Source organism: Yoonia sp. GPGPB17, assembly GCF_037892195.1.
Classification (GTDB): Bacteria; Pseudomonadota; Alphaproteobacteria; order Rhodobacterales; family Rhodobacteraceae; genus Yoonia.
The window spans coordinates 360633-379479 of the sequence record NZ_JATACI010000002.1; the positions used below are offsets into that span (position 1 = coordinate 360633).

At 58.3% G+C, this 18847-nt stretch carries 13 protein-coding genes and 2 pseudogenes; 10 read left to right on the forward strand and 5 right to left on the reverse strand.

What is annotated here, in order from left to right:
* Positions 1 to 5 precede the first annotated feature (5 nt).
* Both QTO30_RS02200 and QTO30_RS02205 read right to left on the reverse strand, forming a co-directional pair.
* Positions 6 to 3450 (reverse strand): annotated as a pseudogene (locus tag QTO30_RS02200) (pyruvate carboxylase).
* Positions 3451 to 3510: 60 nt separating this feature from the next.
* Positions 3511 to 4650 carry an alpha-hydroxy acid oxidase gene (locus QTO30_RS02205; protein WP_340422218.1) on the reverse strand — a complete coding sequence of 380 codons (1140 nt, stop codon included), beginning with the start codon at positions 4648 to 4650 and terminating at the stop codon, positions 3511 to 3513.
* A gap of 137 nt (positions 4651 to 4787) precedes the next feature.
* Here QTO30_RS02205 and QTO30_RS02210 point away from each other — a divergent pair, with 137 nt between their 5' ends.
* A complete protein-coding gene (locus QTO30_RS02210; protein ID WP_340422220.1) occupies positions 4788 to 7181 on the forward strand; it encodes an ATP-dependent helicase in 2394 nt (797 codons plus the stop codon).
* Here QTO30_RS02210 and QTO30_RS02215 read toward each other — a convergent pair.
* Entirely contained in the window at positions 7178 to 7777 is a 600-nt protein-coding gene (locus QTO30_RS02215) for a LysE family translocator (protein WP_340422221.1), read from the reverse strand. The genes QTO30_RS02210 and QTO30_RS02215 overlap by 4 nt on opposite strands.
* Before the next feature lie 72 nt (positions 7778 to 7849).
* Between QTO30_RS02215 and QTO30_RS02220 the strand changes: the two genes are divergently transcribed.
* Complete coding sequence (locus tag QTO30_RS02220) at positions 7850 to 8302, forward strand: Lrp/AsnC family transcriptional regulator (protein ID WP_340422222.1); 453 nt, start codon at positions 7850 to 7852, stop codon at positions 8300 to 8302.
* 64 nt (positions 8303 to 8366) lie between these two features.
* Here the strand turns inward: QTO30_RS02220 and QTO30_RS02225 are convergent, their stop codons facing one another.
* Entirely contained in the window at positions 8367 to 9251 is an 885-nt protein-coding gene (locus QTO30_RS02225) for an urea carboxylase-associated family protein (protein WP_340422223.1), read from the reverse strand.
* 437 nt (positions 9252 to 9688) lie between these two features.
* The gene (locus QTO30_RS02230; RefSeq protein ID WP_340422224.1) at positions 9689 to 9904 is read right to left on the reverse strand and encodes a DUF1127 domain-containing protein; all 216 of its coding nucleotides are present in this window, start codon (positions 9902 to 9904) and stop codon (positions 9689 to 9691) included.
* A 251-nt stretch (positions 9905 to 10155) separates the two neighbouring features.
* On the opposite strand from QTO30_RS02230, the gene QTO30_RS02235 reads away from it, so the two are divergent.
* From QTO30_RS02235 to QTO30_RS02270, 8 genes and pseudogenes are all read left to right on the forward strand, one after another.
* Positions 10156 to 11229: an Mrp/NBP35 family ATP-binding protein gene (locus tag QTO30_RS02235; RefSeq protein WP_340422225.1), complete on the forward strand. Its 1074-nt coding sequence runs from the start codon at positions 10156 to 10158 to the stop codon at positions 11227 to 11229.
* The gene (locus QTO30_RS02240; protein ID WP_340422227.1) at positions 11226 to 11711 is read left to right on the forward strand and encodes a GNAT family N-acetyltransferase; all 486 of its coding nucleotides are present in this window, start codon (positions 11226 to 11228) and stop codon (positions 11709 to 11711) included. The genes QTO30_RS02235 and QTO30_RS02240 overlap by 4 nt, the downstream gene beginning before the upstream one ends.
* A gap of 506 nt (positions 11712 to 12217) precedes the next feature.
* Entirely contained in the window at positions 12218 to 12784 is a 567-nt protein-coding gene (locus tag QTO30_RS02245; RefSeq protein WP_340422228.1) for a division/cell wall cluster transcriptional repressor MraZ, read from the forward strand.
* A gap of 3 nt (positions 12785 to 12787) precedes the next feature.
* A pseudogene (gene rsmH / locus QTO30_RS02250) lies at positions 12788 to 13769 on the forward strand (16S rRNA (cytosine(1402)-N(4))-methyltransferase RsmH).
* Positions 13770 to 14129: a cell division protein FtsL gene (gene ftsL / locus QTO30_RS02255; RefSeq protein WP_340422229.1), complete on the forward strand. Its 360-nt coding sequence runs from the start codon at positions 13770 to 13772 to the stop codon at positions 14127 to 14129. It abuts the pseudogene before it with no gap.
* Positions 14126 to 15910: a peptidoglycan D,D-transpeptidase FtsI family protein gene (locus tag QTO30_RS02260; RefSeq protein ID WP_340422231.1), complete on the forward strand. Its 1785-nt coding sequence runs from the start codon at positions 14126 to 14128 to the stop codon at positions 15908 to 15910. The genes ftsL and QTO30_RS02260 overlap by 4 nt, the downstream gene beginning before the upstream one ends.
* A gap of 13 nt (positions 15911 to 15923) precedes the next feature.
* On the forward strand, positions 15924 to 17411 hold the full coding sequence (locus tag QTO30_RS02265; protein ID WP_340422233.1) for a UDP-N-acetylmuramoyl-L-alanyl-D-glutamate--2,6-diaminopimelate ligase: 1488 nt from the start codon (positions 15924 to 15926) through the stop codon (positions 17409 to 17411).
* Positions 17408 to 18841: a UDP-N-acetylmuramoyl-tripeptide--D-alanyl-D-alanine ligase gene (locus QTO30_RS02270; RefSeq protein WP_340422235.1), complete on the forward strand. Its 1434-nt coding sequence runs from the start codon at positions 17408 to 17410 to the stop codon at positions 18839 to 18841. Before QTO30_RS02265 ends, QTO30_RS02270 begins: the two co-directional genes overlap by 4 nt.
* The last annotated feature ends 6 nt before the right edge of the window (positions 18842 to 18847 follow it).

Here is an 18847-nt window from a genome sequence, read left to right on the forward strand (position 1 = left end):
TCTCATTACGCCAACTCCACCAGCAAGTCTTTGGCGTCAATCTGACCGCCTGCCTGTACATGCACGGCTTTTACAACCGCATCACGCTCGGCATGAATGCCTGTTTCCATCTTCATGGCTTCGATGGTCAGCAGCAGATCGCCTTCCTTAACCTCTTTGCCTGCCACCGCCGCAACCGTGGCGACAACCCCGGGCATCGGTGCGCCGATATGGTTGTCGTTGCCTGCTTCTGCTTTGGGTCGCAAGATTTTCTCGGAGGCGGCAAGGCGGTTCATCACGCGAATGGTGCGCGGTTGACCGTTGAGCTCAAAGAACACTTTGACCTCGCCGTCTTCGTTCATGTCGGCGACGGCTTGAAGGCGGATTTCGAGCGTTTTGCCGGGGTCGATTTCGGCGACGATCTCTTCTCCGGGCTCCATCCCATAAAAGAACGTGCGTGTCGGCAGCGTGCGCACTGGCCCATAGGTTCGGTGGCGTCCGGCGTAATCAAGGAAGACTTTGGGGTACATCAGATAGCCGTTGAGGTCTTCGTCATCGACGGACATGCCATCGAGTTGTGACGACAGATCAGCGCGTGTTGCCTCCAGATCGACAGAGGTCAGATGCTTGCCAGGCCTGTCTGTGGTTGGTTTTTCACCCTTCAGAATTTTCTTCTGGATCGCCTTTGGCCAGCCACCGGGCGGTTGGCCCAGATCGCCGTGCATCATGTCGATCACACTATCGGGAAAGACGACGTCGACCTTGGGGTCTTCGACCTGTGCGCGAGTCAGGTTCTGGCTGACCATCATCAGCGCCATGTCACCCACGACCTTCGAGGAGGGTGTGACCTTGACGATATCGCCGAACATGGCGTTCACGTCGGCATAGGTTTGTGCGACCTCATGCCAGCGTTCTTCCAGCCCGAGGGATCGGGCCTGCGCCTTAAGGTTCGTGAACTGCCCGCCGGGCATTTCGTGGAGGTAGACTTCGGAGGCGGGAGCTTGCAGCCCGCTTTCAAAGGCCGCGTAGTGCGCGCGTACCTGTTCGAAGTAGTTGCTGATTTCGCGGATCGCCGCGATATCAAGCCCGGTGTCGCGGGTGTCGCCGCGCAGCGCCTCGACAATGGACCCCAGTGTCGGCTGCGAGGTATTGCCAGAGAGCGCGTCCATTGCCGCATCCACGCAATCCACACCAGCCGCAGAGGCGGCAAGCACGGTCGCGATTGCCGCCCCCGATGTGTCGTGTGTGTGGAAGTGGATTGGTAGGTTTGTCTCTTCTTTCAGGGCTTTGACAAGCGCTGTTGCAGCGGCGGGTTTCATCAGCCCGGCCATGTCTTTCAGGCCTAGTACATGTGCGCCTGCCCCTTCTAACTCTTTAGCCATGCCGACATAGTATTTCAGATCATACTTGGACCGTTTCGGGTCCAGCAGGTCGCCGGTGTAGCAGATTGTCCCTTCGCAGACCTTTTCCGCCTTGATCACTGCGTCCATTGCGACGCGCATGTTTTCGACCCAGTTGAGGCTGTCGAAGACGCGAAAGACATCTACGCCAGAGCTTGCAGCCTGTGCCACGAAACTCTGCACAACGTTGTCTGGGTAATTGGTATAGCCGACACCGTTAGAGGCGCGCAGCAGCATCTGCGTCATGATGTTGGGCATCACCGCCCGAATGTCACGCAGGCGTTGCCACGGGCATTCCTGCAAGAACCGATAGGCCACGTCAAAGGTCGCACCGCCCCAGCATTCGACGCTAAAAAGCTGATGCATATTCGCGGCATATGCCGGGGCTGCGTTGATCATGTCGATGGACCGCATGCGGGTCGCCAGCAACGATTGGTGCCCGTCGCGCATCGTTGTATCGGTGATCAGCAATTGCTTTTGATCACGCATCCAATCGGCGACAGCCTCTGGCCCGAATTGGTCCAGGATGTTGCGAGTGCCGGGGGTCACGTCCGTTGTTGGTTTCACCGGTGGCCGCGGTGGTTTCACGTCCGCTGCCGGGCGCGGGCGGCCAGCGGTTTCGGGGTGCCCATTCACGGTGATGTCCGCGATATAAGTCAGGATTTTAGTCGCCCGGTCCCGGCGTTTGGTGAAATTGAAGAGGTCGGGTGTCTCATCAATGAACTTAGTGTGGTATTCATTGTTCAGGAAAACCGGGTGCTTGAGCAGGTTTTCCACGAAAGCAATATTGGTTGATACGCCGCGAATACGAAACTCGCGCAACGCGCGGTCCATCCGCGCAATTGCCATTTCCGGCGTCGGCGCGCGCGCGGTGACTTTGGTCAGCAGGCTGTCGTAGTAGCGCGTGATCACCGCACCAGAATAGGCCGTGCCACCATCGAGACGGATGCCGGGGCCAGTGGCAGAGCGGTACATCTGGATACGGCCATAGTCGGGGATAAAGTTGTTTTGCGGGTCTTCGGTCGTGACCCGGCATTGCAGGGCGTGGCCATCCAGTTTCACGTCGTATTGGCTGGCGCAGCCTGTCGCCTCAACCAGTGATTTACCTTCGGCAATCAGGATTTGGGCGCGCACGATGTCGATGCCAGTCACTTCTTCGGTGACCGTGTGTTCGACCTGCACACGCGGGTTCACTTCGATGAAATAGAATTCGCCGCTGTCCATATCCATCAGAAATTCAACCGTCTTAAGCGCATTCATAGTTCACGTGTTGGCAAATCTTTTTGCCCAAGTTGCAAAGCTGCTCGCGCTGGGTGCCGGACAGATACGGGGCAGGTGCGCGTTCGACGACCTTTTGGTTACGGCGCTGGACAGAACAATCACGCTCCCACAGGTGATAGATTTGACCATGGCTATCGCCAAGGATTTGCACCTCGACGTGGCGGGCGCGCATGATCATTTTTTCGAGATAACCTTCGCCGTTGCCGAAAGCGGCCTCGGCCTCGCGGCGCCCTTCAAGGACTTTTTCTTCCAGCTCACCCTCGGACATAATCGGACGCATGCCGCGGCCACCACCGCCCCAAGAGGCTTTGAGCATCAGGGGATAGCCAACTGCAGCCGCTTCTTTCTTGATGGCTTTCATGTCATCGCCCAGCACCTCAGTCGCAGGGATGACAGGCACGCCTGCGGCGATCGCCACCTGACGTGCGCTGGCCTTGTCGCCCAAGGCGCGCATGGTTTCGGCCTTGGGGCCAATGAAAGTAATGCCATTGGCGGCACAGGCATCCACGAAATCTGGGTTTTCGGACAGCAGGCCGTAACCGGGGTGGATCGCATCTGCGCCGGACATCTTGGCGACGCGGATAATCTCATCAATTGAAAGATAGGCCGCAACCGGCCCAAGATCTTCGCCGATACGGTAAGCTTCATCGGCCTTGAACCGGTGCAGGCCCAGTTTGTCTTCCTCGGCAAAGACTGCGACCGTCTTTTTACCCATCTCATTCGCGGCCCGCATGATGCGGATGGCAATCTCGCCCCGGTTGGCAATCAGGATTTTGTTAAAGTCGGTCATGGTCGTCCCCTTCGCAGTTGCAGCATTCGTAAGGACGATTTGACGCAACGTCTATAACGATTACTGGGTAGATCGCAGGCGATTTGCCACTTCTTTGAGCGTTTTGGTGCCCAATTGCCCCATATTGCTGATCATATCCTGTCGCAGAATGTCGAGCACATGGGCGGCCCCCGGCTCGCCCAACGCGGCCAGTCCGTAGTGGAAGGCGCGGCCCAGCATGACAAAATCTGCACCGAGCGCTAGCGCACGCAGTACGTCCAGGCCGCCTTCGATACCGCTGTCGAAGATGATCGGCAAATGCGTGGCCGCGCGCACCAAAGGCAGCGTTTCAATGGTGGCGGGTCCTCCGTCGAACTGGCGGCCCGCGTGATTGCTGACCCAGATCGCATCGGCCCCTTCGTCGGTCAGGCGTGCCGCATCATCGGGGTTGCCGACCCCTTTGACGATCAGCGGACCGTCCCAGACATCACGCAGGGATTTGAAATAGTCCCAATCGGGCGAGGTGCGCAAAAGGTATCCGACATGTTCGTTCGAGGGCAGGGTGCCTTTGACGTCCGAATAGCTTTCCATCAGGCGCAGGCGGGGCATGCCGGTTTTGCGAATGCCATTGAGCCAGGGTGGACATTGGGCGGCTTGCATCAAAAGGCGCGGTGTCATTTTGGGTGGCTGTGTCAGCCCGCCACGTGTCTGACGTTCGCGGCGGGAGGCGACAGGCACGTCGACGGTCAAAATAATAGTGTGAAAACCGCCGTCTTTGGCGCGTTTCAGGATATCATCGCGAATGCCCGGATCGCGCGGTGGATAAAGCTGGAACCATGCATGTTTGCCTGCGTGGGGGCCGACATCCTCGGGCAACTGACTGGCCACCGTTGAAAGCGTAAAGGGGATGTCCTCGCGTGCTGCGGTACGTGCCAGCATTTGTTCGGCCCCGGGCCAGATGAGGCCGGACATGCCGACAGGTGCAATGCCGATGGGTAGCGGATGGGTTTGCCCTAGCAGGGTGGTTGAAAGGTCGGGCGTAAATTCGCCATGCAGGATTGAGGGGTTCAGCAGCACCTGATCCAGTTGATCGCGATTGCGTTTTTGAGTCGCCTCAACCCCGGTGGCGCTATCAAGGTACTCCCAAACGAAATGCGGGATGCGGCGGCGGGCGCGGGCTTTCAGATCGGCAATGGCGGGGTAGCGGCTGTGCAGGGTCATGGGGCGCACGCTATTGCGAGTGCCGCGCATTTGGCAACCGTCGGAGCCTCCGGCGGAGGTATTTTGGAACATGAGAAGGGTGGAACGGAAGTAGAACAAGGCTTTTCACGCGGGCTGGTTGGCGTTATGTGTGAGCGATGAGTAGTTTTTCCGAAGATGACGCCTTTGAGGCTGCCGCCGTGCCACTGAGCCAGCAGGCGATGGCGCGTCCGAGTGCGGCGTATCTTGATGGGTTGAACCCCGCGCAGCGCGAGGCGGTTGAGACGCTGAGCGGACCCGTGCTGATGCTGGCAGGCGCGGGGACAGGCAAGACGAAGGCGCTGACGACGCGGATTACGCATTTGCTGGCGACAGGAACGGCCCGCCCGCATGAGATTTTGGCGGTGACTTTTACCAACAAGGCCGCCCGCGAGATGAAGTCGCGGATTGGCGGAATGATGGGCGAGGCTGTGGAAGGGATGCCTTGGTTGGGCACCTTCCATGCGGTCTGTGTTAAACAATTGCGCCGCCATGCTGAGTTGGTAGGTCTAAAATCCAGTTTCACCATTCTGGACACCGACGATCAAATTCGTCTGATGAAGCAGTTAATCGAGGCAGCTGGCATTGATCACAAGCGTTGGCCCGCGCGGATGCTATCGGGAATCATTGATAGTTGGAAAAACAAGGCGATTACGCCGTCCAGTATTCCGGCAGAAGATGCTGGCGCCTTTGACCACAAAGGGCCAGAGCTCTACGCCGCCTATCAGCGTCGTTTGCTGGAGCTGAATGCCGTCGATTTTGGTGACATCCTGCTCCACATGGTGACGATCTTTCAAAACCACCCTGACGTGCTGGAACAGTATCAGCGCTGGTTCCGTTATATTCTGGTGGACGAGTATCAGGATACCAACGTCGCCCAATACTTGTGGCTGCGTTTGCTGGCCGCTTCACATAAGAACATCTGCTGTGTCGGTGATGACGACCAGTCGATCTATGGCTGGCGCGGGGCTGAGGTGGGCAATATCCTGCGGTTTGAAAAGGATTTTCCGGGCGCGCACGTTGTGCGGTTGGAGGAGAATTATCGCTCGACCGGGCATATTCTGGCCGCGGCCTCTGGTGTGATTGCCGCCAACAAGGGACGCTTGGGCAAGACGCTGTTCACCAATGGCGAGGATGGCGAAAAGGTCCGCCTGATCGGCCATTGGGATGGCGAGGAAGAGGCCCGCTGGATCGGCGAAGAGGTTGAGGCGATGCAGCGCGGCACGCGTGGCATGGCACCGATGGGTCTGGATGATATGGCGATCCTTGTGCGCGCCAGCCACCAGATGCGTGCGTTTGAAGATCGATTTTTGACCATTGGATTGCCGTATCGTGTGATCGGTGGCCCGCGTTTCTATGAGCGGATGGAGATCCGCGACGCGATGGCCTATTTCCGGTTGGCTGTGTCCCCAGAGGATGATCTGGCGTTTGAGCGGATCGTGAATACGCCCAAGCGAGGCCTAGGGGATAAGGCTGTGCAGACAATCCAACGGACGGCGCGGACCAATGGTGTTTCGCTGGTCGAGGGCGCGCGGCTGGCCTGTCAGGGGAGACTGCTGGGAGGCAAGGGCCTTAAGGAACTGACGATCTTGGTCGCTAGTATTGACCGTTGGCATGGGCAGGTGCGGGCCGAGGCGGACACGCATGTCGAGCTGGCCGAGATGATCCTTGATGAGAGCGGCTACACCGGCTTTTGGCAGAACGACAAGACGCCCGAGGCACCGGGGCGGTTGGAGAATCTCAAGGAACTTGTCAAGGCGCTGGAGAATTTTGAGAACCTGCAAGGGTTCCTCGAACACGTCAGTCTGATCATGGACAACGAGCAAGAAGAGCAGGGCGAGAAGGTCAGCATCATGACGCTGCACGCCGCCAAAGGCCTGGAGTTTCCTGCCGTCTTCCTGCCTGGGTGGGAAGATGGCTTGTTCCCGTCCCAACGGTCGATGGATGAAAGTGGCATGAAGGGCCTCGAAGAAGAGCGCCGCCTTGCATACGTCGGGATCACACGCGCGGAAGAGATTTGCACGGTGTCTTTTGCGGCCAACCGGCGCGTTTATGGCCAGTGGCAATCGGCTATGCCATCGCGTTTTATCGATGAATTGCCGCAGGATCATGTTGATGTGCTTACACCACCGGGCCTTTATGGCGGAGGCTATGGCGCTGCGGGCATGTCGGGCTCAGCCTCGCCTGCCGTGATGGGCATGGCTGGATCGGATCTGCATGAGAAGGCGCATAAGGCCGATGTTTACAATTCACCCGGATGGAAACGCCTGCAAGCGCGCAGCCAGCAGCGGGGGATGTCGATGCCCTCAGAGGCGCGCAATATGACGATTGATATGGATGCCGTGTCAGCTTTCACCGAAGGCGAGCGCGTGTTCCACCAAAAGTTCGGCTATGGCGAAGTCATGGGGATCGAGGGTGACAAGCTGGTGATCGAGTTTGACAAGGCCGGGTCAAAACATGTGGTGGCACGATTTATTGTCAGTGCAGACAAGGCCGATGACGTGCCGTTTTAGGTCATCAGCATCGGGTAAAGGGACACCACCAGCAGAACCGCCATCGACACATTGAACACCCGCAGCCGCTTGGCGGTGCCCAGCCAGCGCCGTACCTGCACCCCCATCCAGGCCCAGACGGTGACCGACGGCAGGTTTGTCATCGAGAATACTGCGGCGACCATCAGTGAACCGATCAACACGCCCCGGTCCTGCGGGGCATAGGCGCTGATGGCTGTGATCGCCATGAACCATGCTTTGGGGTTCACCCACTGAAATGCGGCAGCTTGCAGGAAGGTGAAGGGCGTGCCTGTGACCTCCTTCGCCTCTGGTGGCACAGCATTGGCGATTTTCCACGCCAGCCACATCATATAGGCCGCGCTCAGCACTTTGAGTACGAGGTTGAGCACCGGATAGGTCTCAAACACCTGCAACAGCACGACGCCCACCATTGTCACCATGAACGCGTGTCCCAGCGAAATCCCCAACATATGCGGCACGGTCCGGCGCAGCCCGTAGTTTGCACCCGACGCCATGAGCATCAGGTTGTTGGGACCGGGTGTGATGGAACTGGCAAAGGCAAAGCCGACAAGGGCAATGAGAATTTCGTAGGTCATTGTGCAATAATAGGCGGCAAAACATGCAATGAAATTGCCAAGATGTAATAATTTGGGATATTGTTGCAATTCATGATCAAGAATGACCCAATCAACAGCAAGATATTGCGTGTACTGTCGCGCGACGGCCGCATCAGCAATCTGCAATTGGCGGATCAGGTTGGGCTATCGCCCTCGGCCTGTCTGCGCCGCGTGCAGGAGTTAGAGCGCAGTGGGGTGATCAAGGGCTATCGCGCCCGGCTTGACCCCGTGCAAACGGCGCGCGCCTATGTTGTTTACGTCGCCGTTGGGCTGGCAGAGCATACCAAAGCGGCACAGGCCGGGTTTGAGCAGGCTATGGCGCGGGCCGATGAAGTGGCAGAGTGCCACAACGTCGCCGGTGCGTTTGAATACATGCTGCGGGTCGAGGTGGCGGATCTGCCTGCGTACAAGGCGTTTCATACCGACAAGCTGGGCACAGTGCCGCATGTGCGGTCGATTACGAGCTATATGGTGATGGGATCGCCGAAGGATACGCGCGGCTGATCCCGCAACGATCCCCCCGGGTTCCGAGGGGCCTATGGATGCTTTGAGTCAGTCCTGTTCTGTATCAAATGGGATCGTTCGACTGGATTGTGCCATGGCTCCGATCATACTGCGAGGGTTGGGGTGTTTGGTGTGATGCCCGTGCGTTTTCACCGGGATCGAACACCTGAACCTGAAGTGGATAACAGGCAGCCGCATCAGAAGAATGCTCTTGAGAGCAGTCCCCGCCCGGGCAGGCTGATAGTCCGATGATCAGGTCGATTTCGGCATAGAACTCCAGATAGTCGCCGGGCCGCACGGGGCTCGCTTTCATGAAGTACTGACCGGTGTCTAGGGTGAACCCGGTACACATAAAGACGTTGAGCACGTCATGGACATGCGTTTCAGCGTCGTGCAGTGGAATGTCGCAATGCGCGGACAATGCGCGCGTCAGGTTGGAGTGGCAGCAGTGATGATAGTCATCCCCTGATAGCAGTCGCCCGGTATAGGGATCGCATCTTGTGCCGATGACGTCGTGTACGGAGCCACCGAAGTCATCGAAGCCGTACCAATCAAGCGTATCGGCCGTAATTGTGGCCATTGGGCGCAGAGTCGGAAAGCTCGACCACATACGGTCGCCTGTCGAAAGATGGGTTCCGTGCAGCGCACGTGTCTTTCCAGAGTAGAACCGTTCGTTCAGATCGGCTTTGCTCCACAGGTTCAGGTCGCCGACTTGCGATCCTTCAACAGAGTTGATCCGAAAGAAACACCCGGCGGGTACGTCAATGCACTCAGCGGTACGCGGTGAAATCGTGATCTCTGCTGTTTTGGAAGCTGTTTTGCGTATGTCTGCCAAACGCCCCAGGTTTACGGGTGTCAGCGCATCTGGTGGGTAACAGATGACCGGCGCGATTGCGCGCCGTGCCGCGGCATCATCAGGCGCTTCAAACTGTGGGCGGGTTAATTTCATGCGGCGCTCCTTGACCACTTTGGCACTGCCACATGGGCGGTTTCTACAATTGCCCAATGCTGTCATGAACGCCTGACCTAACGCAACGTGTTCGCGGCGGTTCAAAGATCATTCCTGCAATAAAAAACGGCCATGCCCGGGAGGAGGTGGGCATGACCGCTCTTATTGATCAGCGTCCGCCCATAAAGGGAGGAGGAGGGCAAACGCGTCCTCGCTGCGGCTTTGCTCGGGAGGAGGTGAGCGCGGCCTGCGGTATGATCGGTTCCAACCCGGGAGGAGGTGGGCGGTTCCGAAACTGGTGTCATAAAGTGGCGACATCCGGGAGGAGGTGGATGCCGCCACCTTATTGAAGACCCAAGACCTCGGGAGGAGGTGAGGTAATGGGCCGTGTCCAGATCTGTCTAAAGGGAGGAGGCGACAGACCCGAATTCTTGCAATTACTTGCCGTAGGCGGCCTCGTAGGCGATGCCTTTGATCATGCTGCGCGAAATGCCCAGATCGGCGAGGTCGCGTGTCGACAGAAGGTCAAGCTCTGCTAGTGTTGTGCGGTATGTTTTGCGCTTGGCTGCTTTGTCAGCAAGCTGGGCACGGAACGCCGCAAAGCGTTCTGAAAGGGACGTGCCAGCAAAGAGTGTTTCTACGTGTACGGTCATCTGCTATCTCAAATTCTTGGTTTTGTGCAGCGGCAAGTGCCGTGCTGTTGTGTCTAGGATGTATGATTATGCTGCGACTGCACAATGATTATTTGCGCAATGCTGCCATGCAGAAAGTGCATAAATACTGCTGACCTTTCTTCATCAATCTGTTGTTTATTTGTGCATCTGTTTCCAGGCCCTTGCGCTTTGCCTAAAACGTGCCAGATGGTGGGTAGAATTTAGACACTTTTGAAACTTGAGGTCTCAATATGGCTGTTACCCGTGATGAAATCCTAAGCGCGCTGTCACGACTCACTCTGCCCGGTGGCGATGATCTGGTGTCACGCGACATGGTGCGCGCGCTGAACATTGACGGCGGCACCGTTCGGTTCGTCATTGAGGCCGCTGATCCGGGCGAGGCATCCAAGATGGATGGTGTCCGCCGGGCCGCCGAAGATATTGTGCGCCGTCTGCCGGGTGTAGAGGATGCTACCGTTGTTTTGACGGCCCATGGCCCTGCGCCCAAAGCGCCAGAGGCCCCTTCGCTGAAAATCGGGCGTCACCCCACGCCGCAGGCTGGCCCGGCCAAAGTCTCTGGTGTTGATCGTATTCTGGCGATTGGGTCGGGCAAGGGGGGCGTCGGCAAGTCAACCGTATCCTCAAACCTTGCCGTTGCCTTGGCGCGCGAGGGTCGCCGGGTTGGTCTGTTGGACGCCGATATCTACGGCCCGTCCCAGCCTCGCATGATGGGTGTCAACAAGCGCCCGGGCAGCCCTGACGGAAAGACGATTATTCCCTTGCAGGCCCATGGTGTCACCATGATGTCGATCGGTCTGATGATGGAGGACGGCAAAGCTGTTGTGTGGCGCGGCCCTATGTTGATGGGCGCGTTGCAGCAAATGCTGGGGCAGGTGCAATGGGGCGAGTTGGACGTATTGATCGTCGATTTGCCGCCGGGCACTGGTGATGTGCAACTGACCCTGTGCCAGAAAACCGAGCTGACGGGGGCGGTGATTGTCAGCACCCCGCAGGATGTGGCGTTGTTGGATGCGCGTAAGGCACTGGACATGTTCAATACGTTGAATACCCCTGTGTTGGGCATGATCGAGAATATGTCGACCTTCGTGTGTCCAAGCTGCGGAACGGAATCGCATATCTTTGGTCAGGGCGGTGTCGCCGCTGAGGCCCAGAAAATCGGCGTGCCGTTCCTCGGTGCTTTACCGATTGATCTTGAAACCCGGCTGGCCGGTGACAGCGGCACACCTATTGCGGCGGGCGACAACCCGATGGCCGATGCTTATCGTGCAATGGCACGCCGGTTTATTGAAGGTGGCATTGCTTGATCAACATCCGCGCCGCAACACCTGCCGATTTCGATCTGATCTGGCCGTTGCTGCGCGATGTCTTTCGCGCGGGCGACACTTATGCGGTTGATCCCGAGATCAGCGAGACCGAGGCCCGTGCTTATTGGATGAAGCAGGCGCGCGCGACCTATGTCGCGGAAAGTGACGCCGGGATTGTCGGCACCTACTACATCAAGACCAACCAGCCCGGTGGCGGCGCGCATATCTGTAACTGCGGGTATATCGTGAGCCCCACGGCGCGCGGGCAGGGGATTGCGGCGATGCTTTGCATGCATAGTCAGGATGAAGCACGCCGTTTAGGGTATCATGCGATGCAGTTTAATTTTGTCCTGGCCAGCAACGATGGCGCCGTGCGCCTTTGGCATCGGTTGGGGTTTGAGACGGTTGGCACGATCCCTGATGCGTTTCAGCACCCCAAGCAGGGCATGGTTGATGCCTTTGTGATGTACCGCCGCCTGTAAGGTCGGGCTTTTCGATCACACCTTTGGGAATTCATGGAATCAACGGCAGATTCGAATCATAATTCGCCCTGAATTCCACTAACCAACACCTGATTGGGGTGATTTGGTACTGCCATCCGAAAAAATTTGGGATTACTTGGTAACAATCTAGCATCCCTAAACCTGACTATATATAGTAGTTCAATGTGTATGAGGCGCTACGATTATTGCAAAATTGCCCATTCGCACTCAATATCTTGTTTTTCAACTATCCCAAAAACACCATCTAGTACCATGAATTCCCAAAAAGTTGTTGCTTGGTGCGTAATCTGGTGGCACAACAGTGTCACGGTAATGACGGACACGACTTCAAACGGGGCAACTTAAGAACCCCAACCGGCACAAAGCAGGTTTCATACAGGCTTCGCCATTACCGAAACTAGATCCGGCGCGTGAGCGAGCAGACATCCCCCCAGGTGGCACGCGCAGTCGGACTTCCCGCAAGGGACGAGGCGGCGGATTGATCAGTGGCAGCAGATCAATCCGCCGTTCTCACATCTAAGGCACGTTTTCGGGGGCAAGTTGAGGACCGAGGGACAGTGGTTCTGAGTTTTACAGGCGAACACACCCAAAAGGTGGACGGTAAGGGGCGCATGTCGATCCCTGCCGATTTTCGTCGTGTGCTCGAAGCGGGTGATCCTGAGTGGACTACAGGCCTATCCCCGCGCATGTACCTTCTTTATGGCGACCATCTGAAAAACCAACTGCATGGCTACACGGTTGATGAATTCAATGCTGTTGTGGCCCAGATCAATGCCTTGCCGCGCGGGTCTGCAGATAAGAAGAAGCTGTCGCGCCTGATCATTGGTCAATCCATCAAGCTGGACGTTGATAAGGACGGCCGCACTGTGATGCCAATTAAGCAACGCCAGAAGCTGGGGCTGACAGATGGCGAGCTGACCTTCAGCGGGTTAGGCGACCATTTTGAGATTTGGAAGGCCGAGACATTCAGCAAAGAGGTCGCCGATGACCTCTCTGGCTGGCTGGCCGAGCAGGAGGATGGGTATGACCCGCTCATCCTGTTGGATGGCTGAACGATGTCTGCTGCCGCTGAAACCTCACCTCATATTCCTGTTCTGATTAGACCGCTCATCGCAGCGGTCTCGCCCGTTTCTGGGGTCTGGTTGGATGGGACGTTTGGGAACGGTGGCTATACCCGTGAATTGCTGGCCGCTGGCGCGGATAAGGTGATTGGTGTGGACCGTGATCCGCTGGCGTTCGAGATGGCGGCGGATTGGATCGGTGCATATGGCGACCGGATTGAGACGGTCGCGGGTGTGTTCTCCAAGCTTGATGAATACGGCTCTGATCTGGATGGTGTCGTGCTGGATCTTGGCGTCAGCTCGATGCAGCTTGATCTGGCAGAGCGTGGTTTTTCCTTCATGCGTGATGGGCCGTTAGATATGCGGATGAGTCAAGATGGGCCGTCGGCGGCGGACCTGTGCAATGAAGCGGATGAGGCGGAGCTTGCTGATATCATTTACCTTTACGGGGAAGAACGCGCATCGCGCCGGATTGCCAAGGCGATTGTCGCGGCCCGTCCGCTGACGACAACACTTCAACTGGCAAAGATCGTTGAAGGTTGCTTGCCACGCGCAAAGCCCGGACAATCCCACCCCGCCACACGGACATTCCAAGCGCTACGTATTGCTGTGAACAACGAGTACGGCGAATTGGCTGAGGGATTGATGGCCGCCGAGCGCGCATTGAAACCCGGCGGGCAGTTGGCCGTTGTGACGTTCCATTCTGTGGAAGACCGGATGGTCAAACGGTTCTTGCAGGCACGGTCGGGCAATACCGCGAATGCGAACCGCTATGCGCCGGAGATCGAACAGGTCACGCCGGCATGGCGCATTGAAAAGCGCAAGGCGATTGGCCCGGACGAACAGGAACTGGCCGAAAACCCGCGGTCACGCTCCGCCAAACTGCGCGTGGCGATCCGTACGGATGCGCTTGGCGCAGGCGATTGATCCAGCAAAACTGGGCATGCCAATGACAAAGAAAAAGGGGGGCCGGTAGGTGCGTGGTCTGTTCTATGTGTTGACGGCATTGGCTGTCATGGGGCTCGCGTTTTGGGCCTATCAGGAAAACTACAAGACACAGTCGGCGATTGCCGAGGTGCGCGGCTTGCATGGGGAAATTGGTGCAGCGCACGAGCGTCTTGGTATGCTGCGTGCGGAATGGGCTTATCTGAACCGGCCGGATCGTCTGGCTGACCTTGCGGACCTGAACTTTGACCGTCTCGGGCTGCTCCCGTTGATGCCTGACGCTTTCGGCGCGGTTGACCAGATCATCTATCCACTGCCGCCGATCCTGCCGATCACGAACCCAATTGAACTGTCGTTTGATCAGCGTCAGCAGATGGGGAATGACCTATGAGCCGCGCGCCGCTACGCCCACTTGCGCGTATTCTGAAGGCACGTGCCCAGGGTGAGAACCCCGATGCGATTGAAGCCGAAAATCGCGCCCGCCGCCATGAGGCGATGGCGGACAAGCAGCGCCAGCGTGCCGAGGGGCGTTTGCTGGTGCTTGGTTTGGCGTTCTTTTGTGCATTCGGTCTGATTGGCATGCGCATGGGCGCATTGGCGTCTTCTGTGCCCGAGGAGCCGCGCGCCTCCGCCGTGGGTAACCCGATTATCGGGCAACGGTCTGATATCGTGGATAGAAACGGGCGTATTCTGGCAACGAACCTACAGACGCACTCGCTCTACGCGCATCCGCGCGACATGATCGACCCGGCTTATGCCGCCAAGGGCCTTGCGGAAATCTTCCCAGAACTTGATGAAGCAGAATTGCTGAAAGACTTCGAAGGCGACCGCCGCTTCCTGTGGGTTCGTCGCCAGATCAGCCCCGAGCAGATGCAGGCAGTTCATGATATCGGCTCGCCTGGTCTCCTCTTTGGCCCGCGCGAGATGCGACTCTACCCGAATGGACCAATTGCGGCGCACGTTCTGGGTGGTGCTAGCTATGGCCGCGAAGGTGTCGCCAGTGCCGAAGTCATCGGCGTGGCGGGTGTCGAGCGTCAGTTTGATGCTTACCTGCGCGACCCTGCGAACGAAGGCGCGCCCTTGCAACTGTCGCTGGACCTGACGGTGCAGGCCGCAGCCGAGCAGGTGCTTGCCGGTGGCATGTCGATCATGAACGCCAAAGGTGCGACCTCTGTCTTGATGGATATACATACGGGCGAGATCGTCTCGATGGTGTCCTTGCCGGATTTTGACCCAAACAACCGCCCCCGTGTTCAGACCACAGGCGATCAATCGGACAGCCCATTGTTCAACCGAGCGGTGCAGGGCGTTTATGAATTGGGCTCTGTTTTCAAGATTTTCACCACCGCACAGGCGATGGAACTGGGACTGGTGAACGCGAACACGATGATTGACACGCAGGGACCGCTGACTTGGGGCCGTTTTCGTATTCGTGATTTTCGGGACTACGGGCCTGAATTGAGCACGACGGATGTGATTGTCAAATCCTCCAACATCGGCACAGCGCGCATCGCCATGCAGATTGGCGCAGAACGTCAGCGGGCGTTTCTGGGCTCGCTGGGGTTTCTGGAGCCGACACCGCTTGAAATGGTCGAAGCCCCCACAGGCAAGCCACTTCTGCCACCGAACTGGTCTGAGATTTCGACGATGACCATTTCCTACGGTCATGGCCTATCATCATCGCCGGTCCATCTGGCAGCGGGCTATGCGTCGCTGTTGAATGGGGGCACGCGGGTGGAGCCGACACTGCTGCGCCGCGATCATGTGGAACAGGGACCGCGCATTGTGAGCGAGGCGGTCAGCGCCCGTTCGCGCGACATGTTGCGGCAGGTCGTAACCGATGGCACGGCATCCTTCGGTGAAGTGCCCGGATATGAGGTTGGCGGTAAAACCGGTACGGCGGATAAGCCCCGCGCGGCGGGTGGCGGATACTATGAAGACAAAGTGATTTCGACCTTTGCGACAGTCTTTCCGGCCAATGATCCACAGTATGTTTTGATCGTCACATTGGACGAACCATCCGAGAATTCAGGCGATGAACCGCGTCGCACAGCGGGTTGGACGGCTGTGCCTGTGGCGGCCGAAATGATCCGCCGTACAGCGCCGCTTTTGGGCTTGCGTCCGCAAGTGGACACGCCTCAGCAGGTCGGTGTAACACTGACCTCAAACTAGGCGAGGGCGGGCAATGAAATCACTGGCGGAACTGGGGCTGACGGCGCGAGGCGCGCGCGAGGCGCAGATCACCGGGTTGGCTGTGGATAGCCGCGATGTGAAGCCGGGATTCCTCTTTGCGGCATTGCCGGGCGCGCAGGTGCACGGGGGTGCGTTCATTCAATATGCGCTGCGCATGCAGGCGGCCGCGATCCTGACGGATGCCAAAGGGGCCGAGATTGCGGCGGATGAACTGGCAACGTCCGATGCCGCAGTGATCGTGGCACAAGACCCGCGACAGGCCCTGGCGCAGACGGCATCGCTGTGGTTTGGCGCGCATCCGCAAACGGTAATCGCGGTGACCGGCACCAACGGCAAGACGTCCGTGTCCACGTTTTGTCGCCAAATTTGGGAAGAAATGGATTTACCGGGTGTGAACCTTGGCACGACGGGGGTCGAGGGCGCGTGGAACCACCCCCTCAAACACACGACGCCGGAACCAATCACCTTGCACCGCGTTTTGGCTGAGGCCGCGAAAAACGGGATCACCCATGTGGCGATGGAAGCCTCGTCGCATGGGCTAGATCAGCGTCGGTTGGATGGTGTTTTGCTGACGGCCGCCGGGTTTTCGAACTTCAGCCAGGATCACCTAGACTACCACGAAACCTTCGAGGCGTATTTTGACGCGAAGATGGGGCTGTTTCAGCGGGTGCTATCGGAAGATGGCGTGGCTGTAATCAACCTCGATGACCCCAAGGGCGCGGACGTCGCCGGGATCTGCACTGCGCGCGGGCAAGAGGTGATTGGTGTGGGTCGAAACGCGGATGCGCGGTTACGCCTGACCGGGCAACGCTTTGATGCGACCGGACAGGACTTGTTGTTTGAATGGCAGGGGCGCGCGCGGCAGGCGCGGCTGGAGTTGATTGGCGGATTTCAGGCCGAAAACGTGTTGCTGGCTTCTGGTTTGGTGATCGCTGCGGGGGCCGACCCGGATGAGGTCTTTGATACGCTGCAGTACCTGACCACCGTGCGCGGTCGTATGGAGCTGGCGGCGACCCGCCAAAGTGGCGCGGCGGTTTTTGTCGACTACGCTCATACGCCCGACGCGGTGGAGACGGCGCTGAAAGCAATGCGCCCGCATGTGATGGGGCGGATCATTGTAATCGTCGGCGCAGGCGGGGATCGTGATGCAGGCAAGCGGCCTTTGATGGGGGCGGCAGCGGCGCAGAACGCGGATGTCGTCATTGTCACGGACGATAATCCGCGCTCAGAAGATCCTGGCACGATCCGCGCCGCGGTCATGGCTGGGGCGGTTGATGCGCGCGCATCCGACAGTATCATCGAAGTGGGCGACCGGGCCGAGGCGATCTTGCGTGGTATTGATATGCTGAGCGCCGGGGATGCCTTGCTGATTGCTGGTAAAGGACATGAGACAGGGCAGGTCGTGGGTGACACGGTGCTGCCATTTGACGATGTCGAACAGGCAAGCGTTGCCGTGGCCGCCCTTGAGAGGTGGATATGACCGCGCTTTGGACATCGGCAGAGGCCGTTGTAGCGACGGGCGGCCAATCGACAACGGATTGGGAAGCGCAGGGTGTCTCCATTGACACGCGCACCATTGTGCCGGGCGACCTCTTTGTTGCTTTGAAGGATGTGCGCGACGGACATGAGTTTGTTGCGCAAGCGTTGGAGAAAGGTGCTATCGCGGCGCTTGTTACGCATCGTCCAGATGGTGTGGCTGCGGATGCACCTCTTTTGATCGTCCCGGATGTTTTGGAGGCACTGAGGGCCTTAGGCCGCGCGGCGCGTGCGCGGACGGACGCCAAGGTTGCAGCGATCACAGGCTCTGTCGGCAAAACCTCGACCAAGGAAATGCTGCGCGCCGTTTTGGGTAAGCAAGGCAAATGCCATGCGGCTGAGGCGTCTTACAACAACCATTGGGGCGTACCTCTAACGCTTGCGCGGATGCCTGCGGACACTGATTTTGCGGTTATCGAGATCGGCATGAGCAATCCCGGTGAAATCACCCCGCTGTCCCAAATGGCGCGCCCGCATGTCGCGATGGTCACGACCGTGGCGGCGGCTCACTTGGCGTCTTTTGACAACCTTGCGGGGATTGCCGTTGAAAAGGCCTGCATCATGGATGGGCTTGAGCCGGGTGGCGTGGCGGTGCTGAATGGCGATGTTGAAACCAGCGCGATTTTGCAGGACCATGCCGCCAAACTCGGCGTGAAACAGGTTTTGTTTGGCGAAACGGCAACCGATTGGGCCGTCAAAGATGTGCGCATCGCAGGTGATGTGACGGTGATTGCCGCGTCTGGTGGCGGCGAAGACTATCTTTTCAAGCTTTCCGTGCCCGGTCGCCATTTCGCCATGAACGCGGTGGGGGTGCTGGCGGTCGCCGAGGCGCTGGGAGCTGATCCTGTTGCTGCCGCGCTGGACATCTCGGCCTGGGTGCCACCGGCGGGGCGGGGCACACGCGAAGTGATCGTGACGGACATGGCCAATGATGGTGAAAGCCTTGAGTTGCTGGATGATGCGTTCAACGCCAATCCGACATCGCTGATTGCATCGCTTGAAGTGCTGGCCGCCTCAACACCCACAGACAATGCCGGGCGCATTGTCAAAGGGCGCCGCGTGGCGATCCTGGGTGACATGTTGGAATTGGGCGACGCGGAAGACGCGATGCATCGCGATATGGCCGACAACACCCACCTGCAATCCCTTGATCTGATCCATTGTGTTGGCCCGTTGATGCGCAACCTTTGGGATGCGCTGCCGGAAGAACAACGCGGACACTGGGCCGAGACGGCGGCTGAACTGGTGCCACAGGCGCCTCGTCTTGTGGACGCAGGTGATGTTGTGCTGGTGAAAGGGTCCAAGGGCAGCAAAGTCAGCCTTGTCGTTGACGCCATCCGAAAACTCGGGCATCGCCGCCCGCAACAACAATAAGGTACT

Bases quoted from the DNA above. Each gene is read 5' to 3' on its own strand.
- QTO30_RS02230 (WP_340422224.1), bottom strand. From the start codon at position 9,904: ATGACCGTACACGTAGAAACACTCTTTGCTGGCACGTCCCTTTCAGAA.
- QTO30_RS02220 (WP_340422222.1), top strand. From the start codon at position 7,850: ATGATCAAGAATGACCCAATCAACAGCAAGATATTGCGTGTACTGTCG.
- QTO30_RS02225 (WP_340422223.1), bottom strand. From the start codon at position 9,251: ATGAAATTAACCCGCCCACAGTTTGAAGCGCCTGATGATGCCGCGGCA.
- QTO30_RS02210 (WP_340422220.1), top strand. From the start codon at position 4,788: ATGAGTAGTTTTTCCGAAGATGACGCCTTTGAGGCTGCCGCCGTGCCA.
- QTO30_RS02235 (WP_340422225.1), top strand. From the start codon at position 10,156: ATGGCTGTTACCCGTGATGAAATCCTAAGCGCGCTGTCACGACTCACT.
- QTO30_RS02205 (WP_340422218.1), bottom strand. From the start codon at position 4,650: ATGACCCTGCACAGCCGCTACCCCGCCATTGCCGATCTGAAAGCCCGC.
- QTO30_RS02265 (WP_340422233.1), top strand. From the start codon at position 15,924: ATGAAATCACTGGCGGAACTGGGGCTGACGGCGCGAGGCGCGCGCGAG.
- QTO30_RS02260 (WP_340422231.1), top strand. From the start codon at position 14,126: ATGAGCCGCGCGCCGCTACGCCCACTTGCGCGTATTCTGAAGGCACGT.
- QTO30_RS02270 (WP_340422235.1), top strand. From the start codon at position 17,408: ATGACCGCGCTTTGGACATCGGCAGAGGCCGTTGTAGCGACGGGCGGC.
- QTO30_RS02215 (WP_340422221.1), bottom strand. From the start codon at position 7,777: ATGACCTACGAAATTCTCATTGCCCTTGTCGGCTTTGCCTTTGCCAGT.